Annotated in this window: 22 protein-coding genes; 3 read left to right on the top strand and 19 right to left on the bottom strand. The window is 60.2% G+C overall.

Annotation, left to right across the window (positions count from 1 at the left end):
- Window positions 1-210 precede the first annotated feature (210 nt).
- A complete protein-coding gene (locus CAF65_RS05850) occupies window positions 211-1,875 on the top strand; it encodes an electron transfer flavoprotein-ubiquinone oxidoreductase (RefSeq protein ID WP_085715452.1) in 1,665 nt (554 codons plus the stop codon).
- Between the two features lie 174 nt (window positions 1,876-2,049).
- Here CAF65_RS05850 and CAF65_RS05855 read toward each other — a convergent pair whose 3' ends face one another.
- The 6 genes from CAF65_RS05855 to CAF65_RS05880 form a co-directional block, all read right to left on the bottom strand.
- Window positions 2,050-2,853 carry an IclR family transcriptional regulator gene (locus CAF65_RS05855; protein ID WP_085715453.1) on the bottom strand — a complete coding sequence of 268 codons (804 nt, stop codon included), beginning with the start codon at window positions 2,851-2,853 and terminating at the stop codon, window positions 2,050-2,052.
- Between the two features lie 60 nt (window positions 2,854-2,913).
- Window positions 2,914-4,224 (bottom strand): MFS transporter, encoded by a 1,311-nt coding sequence (locus CAF65_RS05860; RefSeq protein ID WP_085715454.1) that lies wholly within the window; start codon window positions 4,222-4,224, stop codon window positions 2,914-2,916.
- Between the two features lie 174 nt (window positions 4,225-4,398).
- On the bottom strand, window positions 4,399-5,547 hold the full coding sequence (dgoD, locus tag CAF65_RS05865; RefSeq protein WP_085715455.1) for a galactonate dehydratase: 1,149 nt from the start codon (window positions 5,545-5,547) through the stop codon (window positions 4,399-4,401).
- A 62-nt stretch (window positions 5,548-5,609) separates the two neighbouring features.
- Window positions 5,610-6,230, bottom strand: coding sequence for a 2-dehydro-3-deoxy-6-phosphogalactonate aldolase (locus CAF65_RS05870; RefSeq protein WP_085715456.1), 621 nt, complete (start codon window positions 6,228-6,230; stop codon window positions 5,610-5,612).
- A 19-nt stretch (window positions 6,231-6,249) separates the two neighbouring features.
- On the bottom strand, window positions 6,250-7,242 hold the full coding sequence (locus tag CAF65_RS05875; protein ID WP_085715457.1) for a 2-dehydro-3-deoxygalactonokinase: 993 nt from the start codon (window positions 7,240-7,242) through the stop codon (window positions 6,250-6,252).
- 193 nt (window positions 7,243-7,435) lie between these two features.
- Window positions 7,436-7,918 (bottom strand): GNAT family N-acetyltransferase, encoded by a 483-nt coding sequence (locus CAF65_RS05880; protein WP_085715458.1) that lies wholly within the window; start codon window positions 7,916-7,918, stop codon window positions 7,436-7,438.
- A gap of 199 nt (window positions 7,919-8,117) precedes the next feature.
- On the opposite strand from CAF65_RS05880, the gene CAF65_RS05885 reads away from it, so the two are divergent.
- Window positions 8,118-9,371 (top strand): MFS transporter, encoded by a 1,254-nt coding sequence (locus CAF65_RS05885; protein ID WP_085715459.1) that lies wholly within the window; start codon window positions 8,118-8,120, stop codon window positions 9,369-9,371.
- A 34-nt stretch (window positions 9,372-9,405) separates the two neighbouring features.
- A complete protein-coding gene (locus CAF65_RS05890) occupies window positions 9,406-9,723 on the top strand; it encodes a hypothetical protein (protein WP_085715460.1) in 318 nt (105 codons plus the stop codon).
- Window positions 9,724-9,843: 120 nt separating this feature from the next.
- Here CAF65_RS05890 and CAF65_RS05895 read toward each other — a convergent pair whose 3' ends face one another.
- The 13 genes from CAF65_RS05895 to fabD form a co-directional block, all read right to left on the bottom strand.
- A complete protein-coding gene (locus CAF65_RS05895; protein ID WP_085715461.1) occupies window positions 9,844-10,404 on the bottom strand; it encodes a DUF1285 domain-containing protein in 561 nt (186 codons plus the stop codon).
- Between the two features lie 16 nt (window positions 10,405-10,420).
- Window positions 10,421-11,029 carry a DUF4823 domain-containing protein gene (locus tag CAF65_RS05900; RefSeq protein ID WP_085715462.1) on the bottom strand — a complete coding sequence of 203 codons (609 nt, stop codon included), beginning with the start codon at window positions 11,027-11,029 and terminating at the stop codon, window positions 10,421-10,423.
- Window positions 11,030-11,198: 169 nt separating this feature from the next.
- Window positions 11,199-12,167 (bottom strand): GTP 3',8-cyclase MoaA, encoded by a 969-nt coding sequence (locus tag CAF65_RS05905; RefSeq protein WP_085715463.1) that lies wholly within the window; start codon window positions 12,165-12,167, stop codon window positions 11,199-11,201.
- 137 nt (window positions 12,168-12,304) lie between these two features.
- A complete protein-coding gene (locus CAF65_RS05910; protein WP_007997056.1) occupies window positions 12,305-12,943 on the bottom strand; it encodes a TetR/AcrR family transcriptional regulator in 639 nt (212 codons plus the stop codon).
- A 341-nt stretch (window positions 12,944-13,284) separates the two neighbouring features.
- Complete coding sequence (locus CAF65_RS05915) at window positions 13,285-14,070, bottom strand: TatD family hydrolase (RefSeq protein ID WP_085715464.1); 786 nt, start codon at window positions 14,068-14,070, stop codon at window positions 13,285-13,287.
- Between the two features lie 72 nt (window positions 14,071-14,142).
- The gene (locus CAF65_RS05920) at window positions 14,143-15,129 is read right to left on the bottom strand and encodes a DNA polymerase III subunit delta' (protein WP_085715465.1); all 987 of its coding nucleotides are present in this window, start codon (window positions 15,127-15,129) and stop codon (window positions 14,143-14,145) included.
- Window positions 15,122-15,754: a dTMP kinase gene (gene tmk, locus CAF65_RS05925; RefSeq protein WP_085715466.1), complete on the bottom strand. Its 633-nt coding sequence runs from the start codon at window positions 15,752-15,754 to the stop codon at window positions 15,122-15,124. The genes CAF65_RS05920 and tmk overlap by 8 nt, the downstream gene beginning before the upstream one ends.
- Window positions 15,755-15,773: 19 nt before the next feature.
- Entirely contained in the window at window positions 15,774-17,006 is a 1,233-nt protein-coding gene (gene mltG, locus CAF65_RS05930; RefSeq protein WP_085715467.1) for an endolytic transglycosylase MltG, read from the bottom strand.
- A gap of 3 nt (window positions 17,007-17,009) precedes the next feature.
- A complete protein-coding gene (gene pabC / locus CAF65_RS05935; RefSeq protein WP_085715468.1) occupies window positions 17,010-17,825 on the bottom strand; it encodes an aminodeoxychorismate lyase in 816 nt (271 codons plus the stop codon).
- Window positions 17,825-19,069 carry a beta-ketoacyl-ACP synthase II gene (gene fabF / locus CAF65_RS05940; RefSeq protein ID WP_085715469.1) on the bottom strand — a complete coding sequence of 415 codons (1,245 nt, stop codon included), beginning with the start codon at window positions 19,067-19,069 and terminating at the stop codon, window positions 17,825-17,827. The genes pabC and fabF overlap by 1 nt, the downstream gene beginning before the upstream one ends.
- 108 nt (window positions 19,070-19,177) lie before the next feature.
- The gene (gene acpP / locus CAF65_RS05945; protein ID WP_007987170.1) at window positions 19,178-19,414 is read right to left on the bottom strand and encodes an acyl carrier protein; all 237 of its coding nucleotides are present in this window, start codon (window positions 19,412-19,414) and stop codon (window positions 19,178-19,180) included.
- A gap of 197 nt (window positions 19,415-19,611) precedes the next feature.
- Window positions 19,612-20,352, bottom strand: coding sequence for a 3-oxoacyl-ACP reductase FabG (gene fabG / locus CAF65_RS05950; protein WP_085715470.1), 741 nt, complete (start codon window positions 20,350-20,352; stop codon window positions 19,612-19,614).
- Window positions 20,353-20,369: 17 nt separating this feature from the next.
- Window positions 20,370-21,308 (bottom strand): ACP S-malonyltransferase, encoded by a 939-nt coding sequence (gene fabD, locus CAF65_RS05955; RefSeq protein ID WP_085715471.1) that lies wholly within the window; start codon window positions 21,306-21,308, stop codon window positions 20,370-20,372.
- Between the last annotated feature and the right edge of the window lie 50 nt (window positions 21,309-21,358).

Raw genomic sequence — 21,358 nt, forward strand, 5'->3', positions numbered from 1 at the left:
AAGGCGCGTGACTTTGATTTCTCTGGCTTTGAGCCAATTCAAACAAACGTTTGTATTGGACGCTGAGAGTGGTGTAGATATAATGCGCCACCCAAAGAGAAAGGTGGTCAATCGATTGTCCGCTTCCGGCGCTGCGCCGGGATTCATGGATGCGACACCCAACCTCCAAATTAGAAAAAAAACTGTTGAGCCTTGAGTAGGAGATAACCTGTGGAACGCGAATACATGGAATTCGACGTGGTCATCGTCGGTGCCGGCCCCGCTGGTCTTTCCGCCGCCTGCCGCTTGAAGCAGAAGGCCGCCGAAGCCGGTAAGGAAATCAGCGTCTGCGTGGTCGAAAAAGGCTCCGAAGTCGGTGCTCACATTCTGTCCGGTGCCGTGTTCGAACCACGCGCCCTGAACGAACTGTTCCCGGACTGGAAGGAACTCGGCGCACCGCTGAACACCCCCGTCACCCGCGACGACATCTTCGTTCTGAAGAACGCTGAAAGCGCGCAGAAAGTTCCGGACTTCTTTGTGCCCAAGACCATGCACAACGAAGGCAACTACATCATATCCCTGGGCAACCTGTGCCGCTGGCTGGCCCAGCAGGCCGAGAACCTGGGCGTGGAGATCTACCCGGGCTTCGCCGCCCAGGAAGCGCTATTCGACGAGAACGGCGTGGTGCGCGGGATCATCACCGGTGACCTGGGCGTCGACCGCGAAGGAAATCCGAAGGAAGGCCTGTACACCCCGGGCATGGAACTGCGTGGCAAGTACACGCTGTTCGCCGAAGGTTGCCGTGGCCATATCGGCAAGCAACTGATCAAGCGTTTCAACCTCGACAGCGATGCCGACGCCCAGCACTACGGCATCGGCCTGAAAGAAATCTGGGAAGTCGACCCGGCCAAACACCAGCCTGGCCTGGTGGTACACACCGCCGGTTGGCCGATGGACATCATGGGCACCGAGAACACCGGTGGCTCGTTCCTCTATCACCTGGAAAACAATCAGGTGGTAGTCGGCCTGATCGTCGACCTGTCCTACAGCAACACCTACCTGTCGCCGTTCGACGAGTTCCAGCGCCTCAAGCATCACCCGGTGCTCAAGCAGTACCTGGAAGGCGGCAAGCGCATCAGCTACGGCGCCCGCGCAATCTGCAAGGGCGGCCTGAACTCGCTGCCGAAAATGGTCTTCAAGGGCGGCGCGCTGATCGGTTGCGACCTCGGCACCTTGAACTTCGCCAAGATCAAAGGCAGCCACACCGCGATGAAGTCCGGCATGCTCGCCGCTGAATCCGTGGCTGACGCGCTGTTCGCAGAGAAGGACGGCACCGACGAACTGACTACCTACGTTGACGCGTTCAAGAAGAGCTGGCTCTACGACGAACTGTTCGCAAGCCGCAACTTCGGCCCGGCGATCCACAAGTTCGGCGCCATCGTCGGTGGCGGTTTCAACTGGCTGGACCAGAACATCTTCGGCGGCAAACTGCCGTTCACCCTGCACGACACCAAGCCGGATTACGCGTGCCTGAAACTGGCGGCCGACTGCAAGAAGATCGACTACCCGAAACCGGACGGCAAGATCAGCTTCGACAAACTCAGCTCGGTATTCATCTCCGGTACCAACCATGAAGAAGAGCAGCCGTGCCATCTGAAGCTGGCCGACGCGAGCATTCCGCTGGCAAAGAACCTGCCGCTGTATGACGAACCTGCCCAGCGTTACTGCCCGGCCGGCGTATACGAAGTGGTGACCAAGGAAGACGGCGAGAAGCGCTTCCAGATCAACGCCCAGAACTGTGTTCACTGCAAGACCTGCGACATCAAGGACCCTGCGCAGAACATCACCTGGGTGGCGCCGGAAGGTGCCGGCGGCCCGACTTACCCGAACATGTAAGCCGAACCGCGAACATCAAGGCTCCCGAAATGGGGGCCTTTTTGTTGCCTGCGATTTAAGCCGCATCCCCCCCTGAGGGAGCGAGCCTGCTCGCGAAGACAGTTGTTCACTCAACATTGATGTCGACTGATACACCGCATTCGCGAGCAGGCTCGCTCCCACATTAAATGGTGTTCAAACCTTGAGGCCCAGCTCCGCCGACAACCGCGCCGTAACGCCTTTGATCAATGGAATCAACTCGGCCATTTTTTCCAGCGGCATGTAAGGCACGGTACTGGCAATGCTGATGCCGGCGACGATGCGTTTGCTGGCATCGCGGACCGGCGCCGCCACGCAACGGATCGACGGCTCGTTATCTTCCAGATCGAAGGCGTACCCGCCAGCCACGTACTCGATCATGCGCTGCTCGAACTGCTCCCAGGATTGCTCCGGGTGCTGCGGCCAGAACTGGTTTTTCCCACCCATCGGCAGGCTGACTTCGTACAGGCGCTGCCACTCTTGCGGTGAATCATCGAGCATCAGTGCCTTGCCGATTCCGGTGCGCGCCAATGGCATGCGATGGCCGACCCGTGAACGCATTTCCGGGCCATTGCGCCCCGGGTTCTTGTGCAGGTACAGCACTTCGTCGTCTTCACGTATCGCCAGGTGAATGGTGTCGCCGGTCAACGCCGACAACTCATCCAGATACGGCCCGGCCAGGGTCACCAACGGCAGCTCTTCACGGGCCTGAAAACCCAACTCGATCAGTTTCGGCCCCAGCAGATAACCGACTTGCGGCACCACCCGCAGATAACGCTCGTCGACCAGGCAACTGGCCAGGCGATGGGTGGTGCTGCGCGTAGTGCCGATCAGCCGGGCGATTTCCTTGAGATCGCGGGCACCGCTGGCCACGGCCTGGACCACACCCAGCCCGCGAAGCAGGGTCTGGGTGCCGGTCGGCGCGGCGTCCTTGGCGATTTTTGGGGCGTCTTCCTGCATATCCAGCCTTTACCGTTGAGCGAGTGAACGGGCGGCATTATGGTCGCCCGCGTGCCACGACTACAACTTGATACGCTCGACCTTGCCCACCAGCAGGATGTAGGACAGTGCGCCAATCAACGCCAGCACCGAGATGTAGGTAATCGCCGGGGCAAAGGAATCACCCGTCGCGAGAAAACCGATCACGATAGGCGTGGCAATCGCCGACAGGTTGCCAATGAAGTTGAACACCCCGCCGGTCAGCCCGAGCAAGCGCGCCGGAGCAAGTGTCGACACCAGCGACCAGGTGATCGAAGCCAGCCCGTTGCCGAAGAATGCGAGCGCGAGGAAGGCAATCACCAGCGGCATCGACTCGACGAAGTTGGCGCCGATGATCGAGGTGGAGATCAGCAAGCCGCTGATGATCGGCAATTTGCGGGCGAACCCCACCGTGCAGCCGCGACGGATCAAAAAGTCCGAGAAGAAGCCGGAACACAACACACCGACAAACGCGGCGAGAAATGGCAGCGACGCCAACAGCCCGGACTTGATGAAGTCCATGCCGCGATATTTCACCAGGTAAGTCGGGAACCAGGTGAGGAAGAACCACAGCGTCGAGTTGAGGCAGAACTGCCCGAGATAGATGCCCCAGAGTTTGCGTTTGGTCAGGACAATCCCCAGGTCGGTCCAGCTGAATCTGGCTTTGACCCTGGCCTGCTCGGCCTGGATGTCCACCAATCCACCGCCCTCGCGGATCAAGTCAATTTCCGCGTCATTGGCGCCTTTGAAATCCCGTGGCTCGCGATACACCGCGTACCAGATCACCGCCCACACGATGCCCACCGCGCCGGTGGAAACGAACACCATGTGCCAGCCGAATTCGTGCTGGAGCCAGGCCAGCACCGGCGTCAGGAATGCCAGGCCGACAAACTGCCCGGAGGTGTAGAAACCGATAGCCGTGGCGCGTTCGCGCTCGGGGAACCAGGTGGTGACCACGCGACTGTTGATCGGATACGCCGGCGCTTCCAGGGCACCGACCGCCATGCGCAACACGAACAGCGCGATGAAGCTGGCAGCGAAGCCGAGCATCACCGTGGCCACCGACCACAGCAGCAATGCGAGGCTGTACAGAATCCGTGGCGGCACGCGGTCCACCAGCCAGCCACCGGGGATTTGCATCGCGGCGTAGGTCCAGCCGAAGGCAGAAAAGATCAGGCCGACGTGAATCGGATCGATGCCCAGGTCACTGGTCAGCGCCGGGGCGGCAATCGACAGGTTACTGCGGTCCAGGTAGTTGATCACCACGGTGATGAACAACAGCACCATGATGAAAAAACGCTTGCGGCTGGGCGTCACCAACGACGCCTGCCCGGTGAGGGTTTGCGGTTGCATGGGGGGTGCCTCTTCTTATGGTTATTGAGGTCGGTGTAAAGACAGATGCTGGCCCATTGTGGGAGCGAGCCTGCTCGCGAAGGCAGTAGTTCAGTCGACATTGATGTTGGCTGGTCAATCGCTTTCGCGAGCAGGCTCGCTCCCACAGGGGTTCAATGTTGAATCAGCGGGATATCACCACTCGGCAAAACTGCCATCGGCATGGCGCCAGATCGGGTTGCGCCAGCGGTGACCGATGGCAGCACGTTCGATCACGTATTCCTCATTGATCTCGATCCCCAGGCCCGGGCCGTTCGGGATCTTCACGAAGCCCTGGTCGTAGTCGAACACCCGTGGGTCTTTCACGTAGTCGAGCAGGTCGTTGCTCTCGTTGTAATGGATGCCCAGGCTCTGTTCCTGGATGAACGCGTTGTAGCAAGCCGCGTCCAGTTGCAGGCAGGCTGCCAGGGCAATCGGGCCCAGCGGGCAATGCAGCGCCAGCGCCACGTCGTAGGCTTCGGCCATGTTGGCGATCTTGCGCGTCTCGGTGATGCCACCGGCGTGGGACGCATCCGGCTGGATGATGTCGACATAGCCTTCGCTGAGCACGCGCTTGAAATCCCAGCGCGAGAACAGCCGCTCACCGAGGGCAATCGGCGTGCTGGTCAGCGGCGCCAGCTCCTTCAGTGCTTCGTAGTTTTCGCTGAGTACCGGCTCTTCGATGAACATCAACTTGTACGGATCGAGTTCCTTCATCAGTACCTTGGCCATGGGCTTGTGCACCCGGCCATGGAAGTCCACGCCGATACCCACGTTCGGGCCGACCGCATCGCGTACGGCAGCGACGTTGGCCAGGGCCTGGTCGACTTTGTCGAACGTGTCGAGGAACTGCAGTTCTTCGGTGCCGTTCATTTTCACCGCAGTGAAACCACGCTCGACCGCTTCTTTCGCCGCACGCGCCGTGTCTGCCGGACGGTCGCCGCCGATCCACGAATACACACGAATCCTGTCCCGCACCTGACCACCCAGCAGATCGCTGACCGACACGCCCAGCGCCTTGCCCTTGATGTCCCACAAGGCCTGATCGATACCGGCCAGGGCGCTCATGTGGATAGCGCCACCACGGTAGAAGCCGCCGCGATAGAGCACGGTCCAGATGTCTTCGATGTTGCGGGGGTCTTTGCCGATCAGGTAGTCGGACAACTCTTCAACGGCAGCGGCAACGGTGTGGGCACGACCTTCGACCACAGGCTCGCCCCAGCCGGTGACGCCTTCGTCGGTCTCTACCTTGAGGAAGCACCACCGCGGCGGAACGATGAAGGTAGTCAGTTTGGTGATTTTCATCTGTGCTCTCTTTTTATCAATGCAGCTCTTGATAGATGCAGCGCTCGCAGCGCCAAAAAGTCTTAGCGAAGGGCTTTCCAGGCAGCGACGTAAGCCTTGGCATTGGCCGCCACTTGCGCAGGCGTCATGCCTGGTTTGAACAGGCCGGAACCCAGGCCGAAGCCTTTGACGCCAGCGTCGATGAACACCTGCATGTTGTCAGGAGTGATACCGCCGACCGGCGCCAGAATCGTTCCCGCTGGCAGCACCGCGAGCCACGCCTTGACGACTGCCGGCCCCATCTGCTCGGCCGGAAACATCTTCAGTACATCCGCACCCTCGGCCAGTGCCGCGAAGGCCTCGGTCGGCGTGGCGACACCCGGAGACAGGTACAAACCGGCCGCCTTTGCCGCACGCAGCACCTTGGGATCACTGTGGGGCATGACGATCACCTGGCCGCCCGCCGCTTTCACTTGCTCGACCTGCTCCGGCGTCAACACCGTGCCGGCACCGATCAGGCAATCGGCAGGCAAGGTACTGCGCAGGATACGGATACTGTCGTACGGTTCAGGGGAGTTGAGCGGCACTTCGATGACGCGAAATCCGGCAACGTACAGGACTTCGCCGATGGCGGCGGCCTCCTGTGGACGCAGGCCGCGCAGGATCGCGATCAGGCCGTTTTGCGCCAGCGCTTGTTTGAGCATGTCAGACCTCCAGGCAGGATTAACGGGATGCGGTGGACGTGACCAGGCCGGCGGCGAGCGCCAGTTGCCACAATCCGCGTTCGGTGGCCTGTTCGGCCAGGGTCACCCGGGCAAAACCGCAGGCGTCGAGCGCACGGCTGTAGCGGGCGCAGAGTTGGGTATTGCCGATGAGGATGATCGACGGCAGGTGCACGCTGTTGCGCCGACGCCGCTGGACACTGGCCAGGGCCGCCAACTCGTGGCCGATCAGCAGGCCGGACAGGTAGTCCACCTGGGCGGTGGCGCTCAATTCGCCCGTCAGGCCCAGGCTACGGGCGCTGAACATCGTCGACAGCGGACCGGTTTCACCATCCGCCGACAACGCGAGCTGCACGCCGCGATCAAACGCGTCGCCATCGAAGGACCCGCCACGCTGCTGGGTGCGTCCGAGAATGCTGTGCTCGCTGAGCACGGCGAAGACTTCGCCGGTCATGAACGTATCGAAATGCACGATGCAGCCATCGGCCACTTCCACCCATTTCGAATGACTGCCCGGGAGGCCGATCAACAGGTCAGCGCCCACCTCACCCGCCAGGTTATGCAGCACACCGAGCACCTGGGTTTCTTCGCCGCGCATCACGTTCGGCAAACGCGAGCGCTGGATGACGCCGGGCACGATGTGCACATCGACGCCGCACAGGCTGCGCACGGTTTGCAAGGAGGTACCAAGATTGGCGACGTTCGCCGGCGTGTTGCGGTAAGCCACTTCGCGCCACCCCTGGGCGCTGCCGACCATGCCGCAGGCAATCACCGGCAATTGCGGCTGCGCACCGAGCCAGTCGCCGCAAGCCTCGTCGAAGGCCAGTTCGAAACCATCGGTGCATTCCCGGCCGCCAATGATTCGCGGCGCCTTCGGCAGCTGCATGATCCCCGACGACAGCGAACGCTGTTCGAGCACCTGCCCGCCTTCAGCCAGTTTGTAAGCACGTAATGAGGTCGTCCCCCAGTCGAGCGCGATCAATTGCGCCTGCATCGCTTCACCTGTTTTGGTTTTTGGCAGTGAGTGAGCGGGACTATAAACCTGCGCCGGGACAAATCTCAATATATAAATATCAATCCCATATTATGAGACAAGACAAAAAAAGATCGCAGCCTTCGACAGCGCCTGCAGGACATACGTCATCCCGATGCAGGCGCTGCCCAAGACTGCGATCTCTTAAAAGTGATCAGTTACCCGCTGCGAAATCCCGCAGTACAGCCCCATCCATCCGATACCGAACCCATTCCTCCTGCGGCTGTGCCCCCAGGGATTTGTAGAATTCGATGGCCGGGGTATTCCACTCCAGCACGCTCCACTCGAAACGGCCGCAGTCATTGGCGCAGGCGATTTTCGCCAGATGCCGCAGCAGGGTCTTGCCCGCTCCACCGCCACGCTGTTCCGGGGTGATGTAGAGGTCTTCGAGGTACAGGCAATTGCTGCCAAGCCAGGTGGAATAGCTGAAGAAGAACACCGCGAAACCGATGGGTGCACTGTCGCGCAGGCAGATCAGGCCATGGGCAGTGGCGCCTTCGCTGAACAGACTGCGCTCGATATCGGCAACGCTGGCGATGACTTCATGGCGGGCACGTTCGTAGTCGGCCAGTTCAGTGATGAACGCGAGAATTTGCGGTGCGTCACTGGGGGTCGCCGGGCGGATTTCGATCGTCATGGACGTGCCTTGTCAAAAATGGAAAACGCCATACTAAGTCGGCGCGGTATTTGTGGCGAGGGGGCTTGGCCCCTCACCACAAAAGCGGTCGTTACTCCGGCCGGCACTAACCCTGGAATCGATAAACTCGGACCTGACATTCGGGCACTGCGTGGTTAGATAGAGACGCCGCTCATTCATCCGGTCAAGGAACCGCGTCATGTCTACCGCAACCCCCATTGTCTCAAGCAGGTTGTTCGGCCTGTTTTGCCTCGCCAGCTACCTGTTGTCGTTGTCCTACGGCTCGACGTTTTTGCTGTCGCTGCTGATTGGTTCTCGCGGCGGTAACGAACACGACGCCGGAAGTGTGATTTCGGCGGCGATGTTCAGCACCTTTGCGGCGGTGATTGTTTCCGGTCATTTGTCCGACTTGCTCGGTGCCGCCCGATCGGTGGCACTGTTCGGGGTATTGCTGGTCGCGGCCAGCCTGGGCTTCGCCCTGACCCCGGGCTTTGGCCATCTGCTGTTGTTTTTCGGCTTGCTGCTGGGCCTGGGCTGGGGCGTGTTCTACACCCTCGGGCCGATCATCGTGGCGAGCCTGGTGACGCCTGCACAACGCGCCAAATACTTCGCCCTGCTGTCGGGCAGCATGATGACCGGGATCGGCAGCGGCCCGTTGCTCGGCCGCGCAGCGAGTGCGCTGGGCTATCCGGTGACCGCGGCGTTTTATCTGGCGGCGCTGGCCAGCCTGATCGGAGTATTGCTGTTCTGGCGTCTGGACCGACAACTGAAACAGGCGCCCGCGCATTCGAGCAGCGTGTCGCGGATTTCCTGGCATGCAGCGGGTCAAGTGCTGTCGTCCAGGGCCGTTTTTCCGATCATCATGGTCGGTCTCGGCGGCTGTGTATTCGGCGGTCTGTCGAGCTTCCAAACCAGTTATGCCGCAGCGCGCTCGCTTGACTATTCGCTGTTCTTCCTCGGTTTCATGAGCGCGGCGATCAGCGGGCGCATGCTGGTTGCCGGCTTCGTGGTCAGGCGCGATCCATTGCGTGCATCGTGCCTGCTTTCGGGGCTGATGCTGGCATCGATCGTGATGTTCGGTTTTGTCGTCGACAGCAGCTTCAGCTACGTGCTCGCGGCGGTGATGCTCGGGATCGGTTACGGTCTGACCTACTCGGTGATCAACGGCCTGGCTGCCAATGAAGCGCCGAGCGGCTCCACCGCGCAATCCTTACTGCTGTTCAGCCTGTCGTACTTCATTGGCGTGTTCGGCTTTCCCTTGCTGGCCGGGAAAATCATCGTCGAGCAAGGCATGGCCACGCTGTTGCTCACCGTGCTGGCGGTCGCTTCGCTCAACTGGATGATCACCGTAGGCCGGTTGATCTGGCGCAGAGCCACAGCGGTCAGGGCATTGGAGCAATGCCTGAGCCGTTCGTCGCTGATAATGCACCCATCCAGGTCGAGGGCGGACTAATCAGGTAAGGACTCTAATCACTGGAGACAACACCATGATCCTGTCCAGGTTGATCGCCCTCGTTCTCATGGCCCTTTTGTCCATTGCCACTTTCGCCGTACCCCTTGGCTCCAGCACCGGCCCGACCAATCCGGTGGAAAAACCGCGGGCCCCTGCCATCCAGAGTGCCCCTGGCATGAACACCGATGGCACCACGATCGACCACAACCTGCCACCGTCCACCGGCACCGACCCGCGAGTTCAAGGCAATGATGCAGGACGACAGTTGCCAGACCGCAAATCACCCGGCAGTGGCGGACTTGGCTCGACCACTAGCGGTGACTCGGGTGACGACGACAGCGACAGCCAATAACTTCCGGTTTGAGGACAACGGAACTGATCGAGCGTTGCGCAAGGCATACTGTAGACAGTTGCTCCCACAGGATCTGTGCCGGACCACAATTCGATGGTGAGCACTCCCACAGGTTATGCGTCAGGGTTCAAGACCGATGGGGAAAAACTCGCCACCACTCCAGACACCGAGCCAGCGCTGGCCGTCGATTTCGCGACTCACCGCCAGTTCCACGAGTTGATAGAACACATTGCGGTGAATCAATGCTTCAAGATTGCTGCGCACATGCACGTAAGGCGCTGGCTCCTGCGTTACCGGGTCGATGACCACCCGCATCGGATGCCCGGCACCGGCCTCGGTGGTTTCATCGACGTTGGTGGTAAAGCGCAACACCTGCGCCTCACCCTCGCCTTCCACGTCCACTGCAATCGCCACGAACGGTGCATCGTCGACCTTGATGCCGACTTTTTCGACCGGGGTGATCAGGAAATAATCATCGCCATCGCGGCGAATGATGGTGGAGAACAGTTTGACCATCGGCTTGCGCCCGATCGGCGTGCCCAGGTAATACCAGGTGCCGTCCCGGGCGATGCGCATGTCGATGTCGCCGCAAAAATCGGGATTCCACAGGTGCACCGGCGGCAAGCCTTGGGTCTTGGGGATTTGCCCCAGCAGGTCGTTGGCTTTTTGCGGGCCACTCATGGCGTTCTCCTTGGCATTACTGGTCGCTGAGCCCCAGCAGGCTGCGCGCGTATTGTTCCAGCGGCGGGCCCATCAGGTCTTCGGGTTTTTTATCGTGGAACGTCAGTAAACCGCCACGACTCTTGATGGTCGCAGTATCAATCAAATACTGGGTACCGGTCTCGATCAACATGATCTGAATCATACCGCTGTCGATGCCGAGGCGGTCCAGGGCTTCCTGATCCAGCCACTCGTCAGAGTTGCCGATACGGTCGTCAGACTTGGCAAATCGGGTGTAGAGCAGGTAGTGCGCACCGGCGGCACGGGCTTCGCCCATGGCCTGGTCGAGGCCTTCCGGCGTACGGGCACGGCGGACCATCGGGAAGTATTCGACAAAGCCATCGAACGCGACTTCGGCAATCACGTTGGGCCGTGGGTAAACGGCGCTGCCCGGCGGCACGAAAGCGCCTTGGGCGATGTAGACGAATGAGTCCGGCTGAATGCGCAGGTTGTTTACGCGACGGCTGTCGCTGTGATCGAGCAACCCCGCATCGCTCATATGGTAACGAGTCCCTTCGGCCATATCGCTGACGTTCATGCAGCCACCAAGTGCCAAAACGGCCAGCAGCAAAACCAGGCTACGCATCCTATCCTCCAGAGGCCAGTGTCGGAAAACCGGCGAATGGCCGTAGGATGCAGCTTTTGCGCCAGCTCATGAGCATTGCTGACTTATCTATAGCTATCGCGAGCAGGCTCGCTCCCACACGGATTTATGCAATACCTGTGGGAGCGAGCCTGCTCGCGATGACGGACGATCAGCCGCCGATAATCTTCATGACAGTCGCGCCGCCGGAGAACGCCACTTCCTGCTTGTCGCCCAAGGCTTTCACCAGAAGGCGTTGCAAGGCCGGCAGCGCCTGGTGACGGGGCTTGTCCAGCAGGTCGCCGATGTAATGGCGATTGCTCGACGACAGGCAGCCATGCAGCCACCCGGTGGAGGACAGACGAAGTCGCGAGCAGGTACGGCAGAAAGGCACACTTTCGTTGGCAATCACGCCGAAATAACCCTGGCCGGGAATTTCATAGCGAACGGCCGTCGCATCGATCGGGGCATCGGCCTGCAGGTATTCGTAGCGCTCGCCGATCAGGCTCAGCAGCTGCTGGAGGCTGACGAACTGTTGCACAAAGGCATTGGAATCGCTGGCCAGGTGGCCCATGCGCATCAGCTCGATGAAGCGCAATTCATAACCGCGCTCCAGACAGTAGTCGAGCAACGGCATCACTTGATCGAGGTTCTGCCCGCGCAGCGGCACCATGTTGACCTTGATCTTCATGCCGGCCGCACTGGCCTCGCTCATGCCGTTGAGCACAGTAGCCAGGTCGCCGCCCCGGGCAATGCCGCGGAATGCACTGGCGTCGAGGGTATCGAGGGAGACGTTGAGGCGCCGAATGCCGGCGTCCACCAGCAGCGGCAGTTTCTTCGCCAGCAACTGACCATTGGTGGTCAGGCTGATGTCTTCCAGGCCCATCTTCCCGACCGCCGTCATGAACGACTCGAGTTTCGGGCTGACCAGCGGTTCGCCGCCGGTAATGCGCAGACGCTCGATCCCCGCCGCTTCAATCAGATAAGCCACACCGCGCGCCATGGCTTCGGCCGACAATTCATCCTGCGCAGCCACCAGCCGCTTACCGTTGGGCACGCAGTAGGTACAGGCGTAATTGCAGGCAGAGGTCAGACTGATTCGCAAGTTGCGAAAACGCCTGCCTTGACGGTCAACGATCATGATCACTCCGGCGGAAGAATATCGGGCCGCTAAAACTTGACTTAGAAATCAAGTTTTAGCAAGTCCTCTACCTGAGTATATTCCTGCGGTACCGCGCCAAGTAGCGAAATCATGGCGCAATAAGGCAACTGAATGGCTCAGCTGCTCGGAGTGTCGGTGTCGCGCTTGCGCTTGTTGCCCATGCGCACGCCGATGTCCATGAGGAACTGGAAGAAACCTTCCTGGTCTTCCAGCACGTTGCTCCAGAACGGCGAGTGATACAGCGCGACGGCACCGTGCACCAGCGCCCAGGACGCGCAGTAATGGAAGTACGGTGGCACGTCTTCAAGCTTGCCTTCGCTGATCCGGCCCTTGATCAGCAGGGTCAGGCGTTCGAAGTTCGAGGCACGGATCTTGTGCAGCTCCTCGATCATCTCCGGCACCTGGTTGCCCTTGACCACTTTCTCTTCGAGGCGGTCGAACAGGCGATAGCGTTGAGGATCGCGCATGCGGAATTCGAAGTACGCACGGGACAGGGCTTCCTTGTCCTTGTCGACATCGGCCGAATGCAGCAATGCGTTCAAATCGCGCTCGTAGTCGAGCATCAGGCGCAGATAGATTTCCGCCTTGGATTTGAAGTGCTTGTAGATCGTGCCTTTGCCGATACCGACGGCATCAGCAATCATCTCGACGGTGACACTGTCTTCACCTTGTTCGAGGAACAGCTTGAGCGCGGTATCGAGAATTTCCTGCTCGCGGCGACGAAACTCACGGACCTTACGAGGTTCTTTATGCATAAGAAAAGGTCTGTCGGGTCAAAATTCGAAGCCGCGTATTATGCCTAACTTGCGCAAAATTGCACGGATCATCCGACCATATCTGTGCTTTCTGGTCATTCCGCGCACGTTTACAGCTTGATGAGAACTCTTCCGAAGCGCACGTATTCCAAATTTGTTTAAAAACCCGTGCCACCAAACTGGACTAGGCGCAATCCTGATCAATACTTGAAATGTCGGCGGGGCATCTCCCCCAAGTGTCACGCCGGTATTGGTACCAATGGACCGCGTGCCATTGTTTTACTCCTAATGGTCTTAACCCGGATTCACCCCCCAGAACCCGGGTTTTTTTTGCCTGCGATTTAACCTTTTACGTGTGCCAGCGGAAACAGCCGCTTGAAATTGGCCGTGGTCTGCCCGGCAAATCGCTCGTAGGGTTCACCGCGCAACATTGCCAGAAATTCCGCTACTTCACGCACGTACTGCGGCAGGTTTGGCTTGCCGCGATGGGGAATCGGCGCCAGGTATGGCGAGTCGGTTTCCACCAGCAATCGGTCGGCCGGCACCTTGCTGGCCACATCGCGCAACGCATCTGCATTGCGGAAAGTGACAATACCGGACAGGGAAATGTAATAGCCCATGTCAAGCGCGGCCTTCGCCATTTCCCAGTCTTCGGTAAAGCAGTGCAATACGCCCGCCTGGGGCAGCGCCGCCTCACGCAGCAAGTCCAGGGTGTCGGTGCGGGCGCCACGGGTGTGGATGATCACCGGCTTGCCGGTCTGCTGCGCCGCTTGCAGGTGCAGGCGAAAGGATTCCTGCTGTAACTGCGCCGCTTCCGGCTCGTAATGGTAATCGAGGCCGGTTTCGCCGATGGCGACCACACGCGGGTGATTGAGCTCCTGCAACAGCCAGTCCAGCGCTGGCGCGGCACCCGGCTGCACATCCAGAGGGTGCACGCCCACCGAGCAGTCGACGTCGTCATAGCGTTCGGCCAGGGCCTTGACGTCGGCCGCGTTGTCCGCGCTGACACCGATACACAGAAAGTGCCCTACCCCGCGTTGCCGGGCAGCATCCAAGGCAGCATCCAGGGAGCCGCCGTGGGCGGCCAGGTCGAGGCGATCAAGGTGACAATGGGAATCTACGAGCATAAAGGGCTGCAACTTACATCCAATGGGTGGGACGGTCGGGTGTTCTGATATTCAGAGTCTAGGCGCAGGCAGTCATCTTTGGGCAGGCAACGATGCCCATTGCACCAGCAATGCCTCCAGCAGCAGGGCTGGATTGAGGTTGGCCTTGCTCAAGACTTTCTGTCGCTGGGCGAGGATCCAGTCCTGAATATCGAGGACTTTGCCCTGGGCGCTTTTCTGCGCCAGGTATTGCACGACTTTGCGCATATCGGCCAGGCCGAGGCCGGCTTCGTCCTGGGTCAACTGATAGCGCAGGATCAGGTTCGACCAATCGCAGAACCAGTCGAACAGGCGCAACATCGGAATGTTTTTCCATTCCTCTGCCAGTTGCGTCGGCGACTGCTGTTGCTTGAGGAGTTTTTTCACCCCTTCGACCACTTGCGTGCGTTGTTCACGCACGCCCTGGGCCTGAAGATTGACCGCCGCCAGAGGCGAACCGGCAGCCAGCGTCAGCAGTTCGACGCGCTCTTCTTCGGAACACTCCGGCAACGCCTTAGCCAGCCACTTCAAGCTCATGGCCTCGCCCGGCAGCGGACAGGCCTGCTGAACGCAACGACTCTTGATGGTTGGCAACAAGCGGCTCGGCTGATGACTGACCAGCAACAGAACCGTATCGCCAGACGGTTCTTCAAGGCTCTTGAGCAAGGCGTTGGAGGCGTTGATGTTCATCGACTCGACCGGCTCGATCAGCACCACTTTGCGCCCGCCCAACTGCGCGGTCTGCACCACGAAACTGACCAGATCGCGAACCTGATCGACCTTGATCGCCTTGTCGGCTTCTTCCGGCTCCAGGATGTAGTTATCCGGGTGGCTGCCAGCCTTGAGCAGCAGGCAGGATTTGCAGTCGCCACAGGCATCCAGCGCGATCGGGCGCTGGCACAGCAGGCTGGCCATCAGGCGCTCGGCCAGTGCCCGCTTGCCGATCCCGGCCGGGCCATGCAGCAGGTAGGCGTGCGCATGCTGGGCGCGACCCGCCAGGTGCTGCCAAAGGTTTTCCTGCCACGGATAGGCCTCAGCCACGGCTCAACTCCAGCAGGCGCGGCAACAAGGCATCCAGCGATTGCTGAACCTGCGCCAACGGTTGGGCAGCATCGACCAGCACATAACGCGCCGGATCCGCCTCGGCCCGCTTGAGGAAGGCATTGCGCACGGCATCGAAAAAGGCCCGGCCTTCGAGCTCGAAGCGATCCAGGCGACCGCGAGCACTGGCGCGGGCCAGTCCCACCTCGACAGGCAGATCGAAGATCAACGTGAGGTCCGGGCGCAGATCACCTTGAACGAAGGTTTCCAGGGTCGCGATGCGCTCCAGCGACAAGCCACGACCACCGCCCTGGTAGGCATATGTCGAATCGGTAAAGCGGTCACACAAGACCACGGCACCACGGGCCAGCGCCGGGCGAATCACTTCGGCCAGGTGCTGGGCACGCGCGGCGAACACCAACAGCAGCTCGGTATCCGGGTTCATGACTTCGTCGACAGGGGCCAACAGAACTTCACGGATGCGCTCGGCCAACGGCGTGCCGCCCGGCTCGCGGGTCAGCACCACCTCGATGCCGGCTGCGCGCAGGCGCTCGGCGAGGTATTCGCGATTGGTGCTCTTGCCGGCGCCTTCCGGGCCTTCCAGAGTAATAAACAAGCCAGTCACAGGCAGTCCTTAGTCAGAGTCATTGCGGGCTTTTCGATGCGTTGGCATCGGAGGCCGGCGTTTCAGGGGCCGGCGCTGGGTCTTGCGACGGTACCTGCGGCAGCGCCTCGGGGGCCGTGTTCGGTGACGTCGCCGGGCCCGGCAACTGCTCTTGCGAAGCCTTGGCCTCCTGCGTACCGGTTTGTTCAGTCCCGGTTGGCGGCGTCTCGGGGGCGGTAGCTGGCGCCGGGCTGGAGCGGTAATCGGCGCGACGCTTGAGCTGGAACTCCTTCACGGCATTGTTGTGTGCATCCAGGTCATCGGAGAACACGTGAGTGCCATCACCGCGCGCCACGAAGTAAAGGCTGTTGCCGTCCACCGGATTGAGTGCCGCATGGATGGCTTCGCGACCGACCATCGAAATCGGCGTCGGTGGCAGACCCGCATTCATGTAGGTGTTATAGGGCGTCGCTTCCTTGAGATGAGCCCGGGTCAGCTTGCCGCTGTAGCGGTCGCCGAGGCCGTAGATCACCGTCGGGTCGGTCTGCAGCAACATACCCATCGCCATGCGCCGTACAAACACGCCGGCAATCTGCCCGCGCTCCTGCGGTACGCCGGTTTCCTTCTCGACCAGCGAGGCCATGATCAGCGCTTGATAGGGTTCGGTGTACGGCGTATCCGTGGCGCGCTGCTCCCATTCCTTGGCGAGCACTTCGTCGAGGCGGTCGTAAGCGGTTTTCAGCAGCTCGATGTCGGACATGCCGCGCACGTAACGATAGGTGTCAGGGAAGAAACGTCCTTCCGGAAAAATCCCGGTGTGGCCAAGCTTGTCCATGACCTGGCTATCGCTCAAACCGTTGAGGCTATGGTCGAGCTTCTCTTCCTTGGCCAGCGCTGCGCGGACCTGGCGGAAATTCCAGCCTTCGACCAGGGTCAGGCTGTACTGAACCATTTCCCCGCGTTTCCACAGGTCGATCAGGCCTTCGACGGTCATGCCCGGTTGCATGCGATATTCGCCGCTGTGCAGGGGTTGTTTGGCGAGATTGAAGCGCCAATACACGCGCAGCCAGAATGCGTCTTTGATGACACCATTGGCTTCGAGTCGATAGAAGGTGCGGGTCGGCGTGGTGCCCTTGGGCACATTCAGCAATTGTTCCTGGGTAATGTTCAGTGGCTGTACCAGCGCCGAATGAATTTTCCAGGCTGAAGCGCCCAACAGCAGCCCTGCCAGAACCAGTCCGGTTTCCAGCAGCAGCAAGAGTTTACGTCTCACGTATCAAGCATCCAGTAGTGCACGGGCAATAGATTGGAGTTTACGGGTGAGCGGCCCAACCGGCCAGTGAAGAGCAGCATAAGCGCGCACCGGCCACACGCCATACACACTGTTGCAGACAAAGACTTCGTCAGCCCATTGCAGCTGTTCGAGGGGGATATCGGTGATTTGCGTGGGGATTCCCAGCGACTTGGCCTGAAACAATATTTCGGCGCGCATCACGCCTGCCACGCCGCAGTGCTTGAGGTCAGCAGTGATTAGTACGCCATTACGCACCAGGAACAAGTTGCTGAACACGCCTTCAATCACGCGCCCGGCCTGATCGAGCATCAAGCCTTCGGCATGCTCTGTGTCCTGCCATTCCGCGCGGGCGAGGACTTGTTCAAGACGATTCAGGTGCTTGAGGCCGGCAAGTAATGGCTGTCTGGACAATCGCGTGGCGCAAGCGAACAAGCGAACACCCAACTCGCCATGCGCGGCAGGGTAAGCCGCAGGTGGATTGCCTTGCAGAATGCGTCGGGCCTGAGCCGAAGGATCGGGAGCGTAACCGCGTAGACCGTCGCCACGGGTGAGAATGAGCTTGAGTACCCCGTCACCCAGTGCCGCCGCATAGGCCAGCAACTCGCTGCGGACCAACTCATGATCGACAGTAATTGCCAAACGCGAACAGCCATCCGCCAGACGCGCCAGATGCCGGTCCAGCAACACTGGCTGCCCGTTGCGCACGGCGATGGTCTCAAACAGACCATCGCCATAAGCCAGGCCGCGATCCTTCAGCGACAAAGCGTCAGCCGGCTGACCATCGACCCAGCTGTCCATCAGCCTGCGAACCGGCGGAACACCAGCGAGCCGTTGGTACCACCAAAACCGAAGGAGTTGGAAACGACCACATCGATATCCATGTTGCGCGCCGTGTGCGGCACGAAATCGAGGTCGCAGCCTTCGTCCGGCTCGTCAAGGTTGATGGTCGGCGGCGCTACCTGGCTGTTGATTGCCAGCACACTGAAGATCGCCTCGACCGCGCCCGCCGCACCCAACAGGTGGCCGGTCATGGACTTGGTGGAACTGACGGCCAGCTTGTAGGCGTGATCGCCGAACACCGACTTGATTGCATTGACTTCAGCCAGGTCGCCAGCGGGAGTCGAGGTGCCATGAGCGTTGATGTACTGCACTTGATCGCCATTGATTCTGGCGTCGCGCAGCGCATTGGTGATGCAGCGCGCAGCACCCGCGCCATCTGCAGGCGGCGAGGTCATGTGGTAGGCATCGCCACTGGTGCCGAAACCGATCAGCTCGGCATAGATGGTCGCGCCGCGGGCCTTGGCGTGCTCCAACTCTTCGAGCACCAGCGCACCGGCGCCATTGGACAATACGAAGCCATCGCGCCCCTTGTCCCATGGACGGCTGGCACGGGTCGGCTCGTCGTTGCGGGTCGACAGCGCGCGGGAGGCACCGAAGCCGCCCATGCCCAGACCACAGGCCGCCATCTCGGCGCCGCCGGCAATCATCACGTCGGCTTCGTCGTACATGATGTTGCGGGCTGCCATGCCAATGCAGTGGGTACCGGTGGTACAGGCCGTGGCGATAGCGTAGTTAGGTCCCTGTGCCCCCAGGTGGATCGACAGGAAACCGGAAATCATATTGATGATCGAGCCCGGCACGAAGAACGGGGAAATCCGTCGTGGGCCGGTCTCGTGCAGGGTGCGGCTGGTCTCTTCGATATTGGTCAGTCCGCCAATACCCGAACCCATGGCCACGCCGATGCGCTCACGGTTGGCGTCTGTGACTTCCAGACCGGCGTTGCGTACCGCCTGAAAACCCGCGGCCAAACCGTACTGAATGAACAGGTCGAGCTTGCGGGCTTCCTTGAGCGACAGGTATTCCTCGACATTGAAGCCCTTTACCGAGCCGCCAAAACGGGTGGAATAGGCAGAAAGGTCGGTGTGTTCGATCAGACCAATGCCACTGCGGCCAGCCAGAATGCCCTGCCAGCTGCTTGGCACATCCGTGCCCAGTGGCGACAACATACCCATACCGGTGACTACGACGCGTCTACGCGACACAGCACTCTCCTTTTTCAAATGACGACTTTGCATCAGGCCTAAAGAAAAAACCGCACGCCACGATGGCAGTGCGGTTTTTCCATGACAGCGAGCAACGATTACAAACTATTACGCCTGGTGGGCAGTAACGTAGTCGATTGCAGCTTGTACAGTAGTGATCTTCTCGGCTTCTTCGTCAGGGATTTCGGTCTCGAATTCCTCTTCCAGAGCCATCACCAGCTCAACGGTGTCAAGGGAGTCGGCACCCAGGTCTTCTACGAAGGAAGCAGTGTTGACTACTTCTTCTTCTTTAACGCCCAGTTGCTCAGCAACGATTTTCTTGACGCGCTCTTCGATGGTGCTCATACCTTGTTTTCACTCCTAATGGACAAATTCAGGCAGCTGGCCAGTGGGTAAGTGTATAGAAAGGCTTTTCAGCTTTTCAACTGAAAGCTTCATTCCTCGAACCCGGTGACCCTCTGCCTATAAAATAGATTGCAGCTTTATAACGGATTTTAGGCAGCTCGTATGACATTTTTTTGAAGCAATCCGTCACATTTGAATTACATGTACATCCCGCCGTTCACCGGGATTGTAGCTCCGGTAACGTAAGCCGCACCGTCCGACGCAAGAAAAGCGACCACGGACGCGATCTCTTGAGCTTGCCCCAGACGCCCCAGCGGAATCTGCGTCTGCAAGGCTTCACGCTGCGCCTCGGGCAGTTCACGGGTCATATCGGTATCGATGAACCCAGGGGCCACCGAGTTTACCGTAATCGAACGCGAACCGACTTCACGCGCCAGTGCACGGCTGAAACCTTCCAGGCCGGCCTTGGCGGCAGCGTAGTTTACTTGGCCTGCGTTGCCCATGGCACCCACAACCGAACCGATACTGATAATTCGACCCCAACGGGCTTTGGTCATGCCACGCAAAACGCTCTTGGACAGGCGGAACAGACTGTTCAGATTGGTATCGACAACGTCGTGCCACTCGTCGTCTTTCATGCGCATCATCAGGTTATCGCGGGTGATACCGGCATTATTGACCAGGATCGCCGGCGCACCGAACTGCTCCTGAATGCTCGCCAGGACTGCTGCCACGGACTCGTCGCTGGTGACATTGAGTTCCAGGCCGGTGCCCTGAATACCATTTTCCTTCAGGGTGGCGGCAATGCGTTCGGCACCCGACGCGGAGGTCGCAGTACCGATAACGATGGCGCCTTGACGACCCAGTTCCAGGGCGATGGCCTGGCCGATGCCACGGCTCGCACCGGTGACCAGTGCAACTTTACCTTGCAGACTCATGCAAGCTTCTCCTGAGTTCAGGCCAACGCTGCACGGGCGGCAGCGAAAGCATCTGGGGTATTGAGGTTGGATGTCGACACGCCTTCGGCGCAACGCTTGTTCAGACCGGCGAGTACTTTACCCGGGCCGCACTCGACCAGATTGGTCGCGCCCCTGGCTGCCAGCGTCTGTACGGATTCGACCCAGCGTACTGGCTTGTACAGCTGCTCGAGCAGATCGCGCTTGAGGGTTTCCAGATCGGCCGACACTTCGGCACTGACGTTCTGGACCACAGGAATCTGCGGTGCCTGCCAGTCGATTGCCGCGATCGATTCGGCGAAACGCTCGGCAGCCGGACGCATCAGCTCGCAGTGCGACGGCACGCTCACCGGCAGCGGCATGGCGCGCTTGGCGCCACGGGCCTTGCAGCCTTCGATGGCGCGATCAACGGCAGCCTTGGCTCCGGCAATCACCACCTGGCCGGGAGAGTTGAAGTTGACGGCGCTGACCACTTCGCCCTGCGCTGCTTCGGCACAGGCAGCCAGCACATCGGCATCTTCCAGACCGAGGATGGCAGCCATGCCACCCTGCCCGGCTGGAACCGCCTCCTGCATCAGTTGGCCGCGGCGCTCAACGAGCTTCACCGCGTCTGCCAGCGTCAGGCTACCGGCAGCAACCAGCGCGCTGTATTCGCCCAGGCTGTGCCCGGCAACGTAAGCCGGACGCGCACCACCTTCCGCCAGCCACAAACGCCACAGGGCGATCGAAGCGGTCAGAATGGCCGGCTGGGTTTTATCGGTTTGATTGAGTTGCTCTTCCGGCCCTTGCTGGGTCAGTGCCCACAGGTCGTAACCCAGTGCTTCGGAAGCTTCTTTGAATGTTTCGAGGATCAGCGGATGTTGTGCGCCCAGCTCGGCCAGCATGCCGAGGGACTGCGAACCCTGTCCTGGAAAGACGAATGCGAGGGAAGCAGACATGTAACAAGCCCCTAATGATCTTGTCGTCGGAAAATGACGCCCCGCTTGGG

It is taken from the genome of Pseudomonas sp. B28(2017), from assembly GCF_002113025.1.
Classification (GTDB): domain Bacteria; phylum Pseudomonadota; class Gammaproteobacteria; order Pseudomonadales; family Pseudomonadaceae; genus Aquipseudomonas.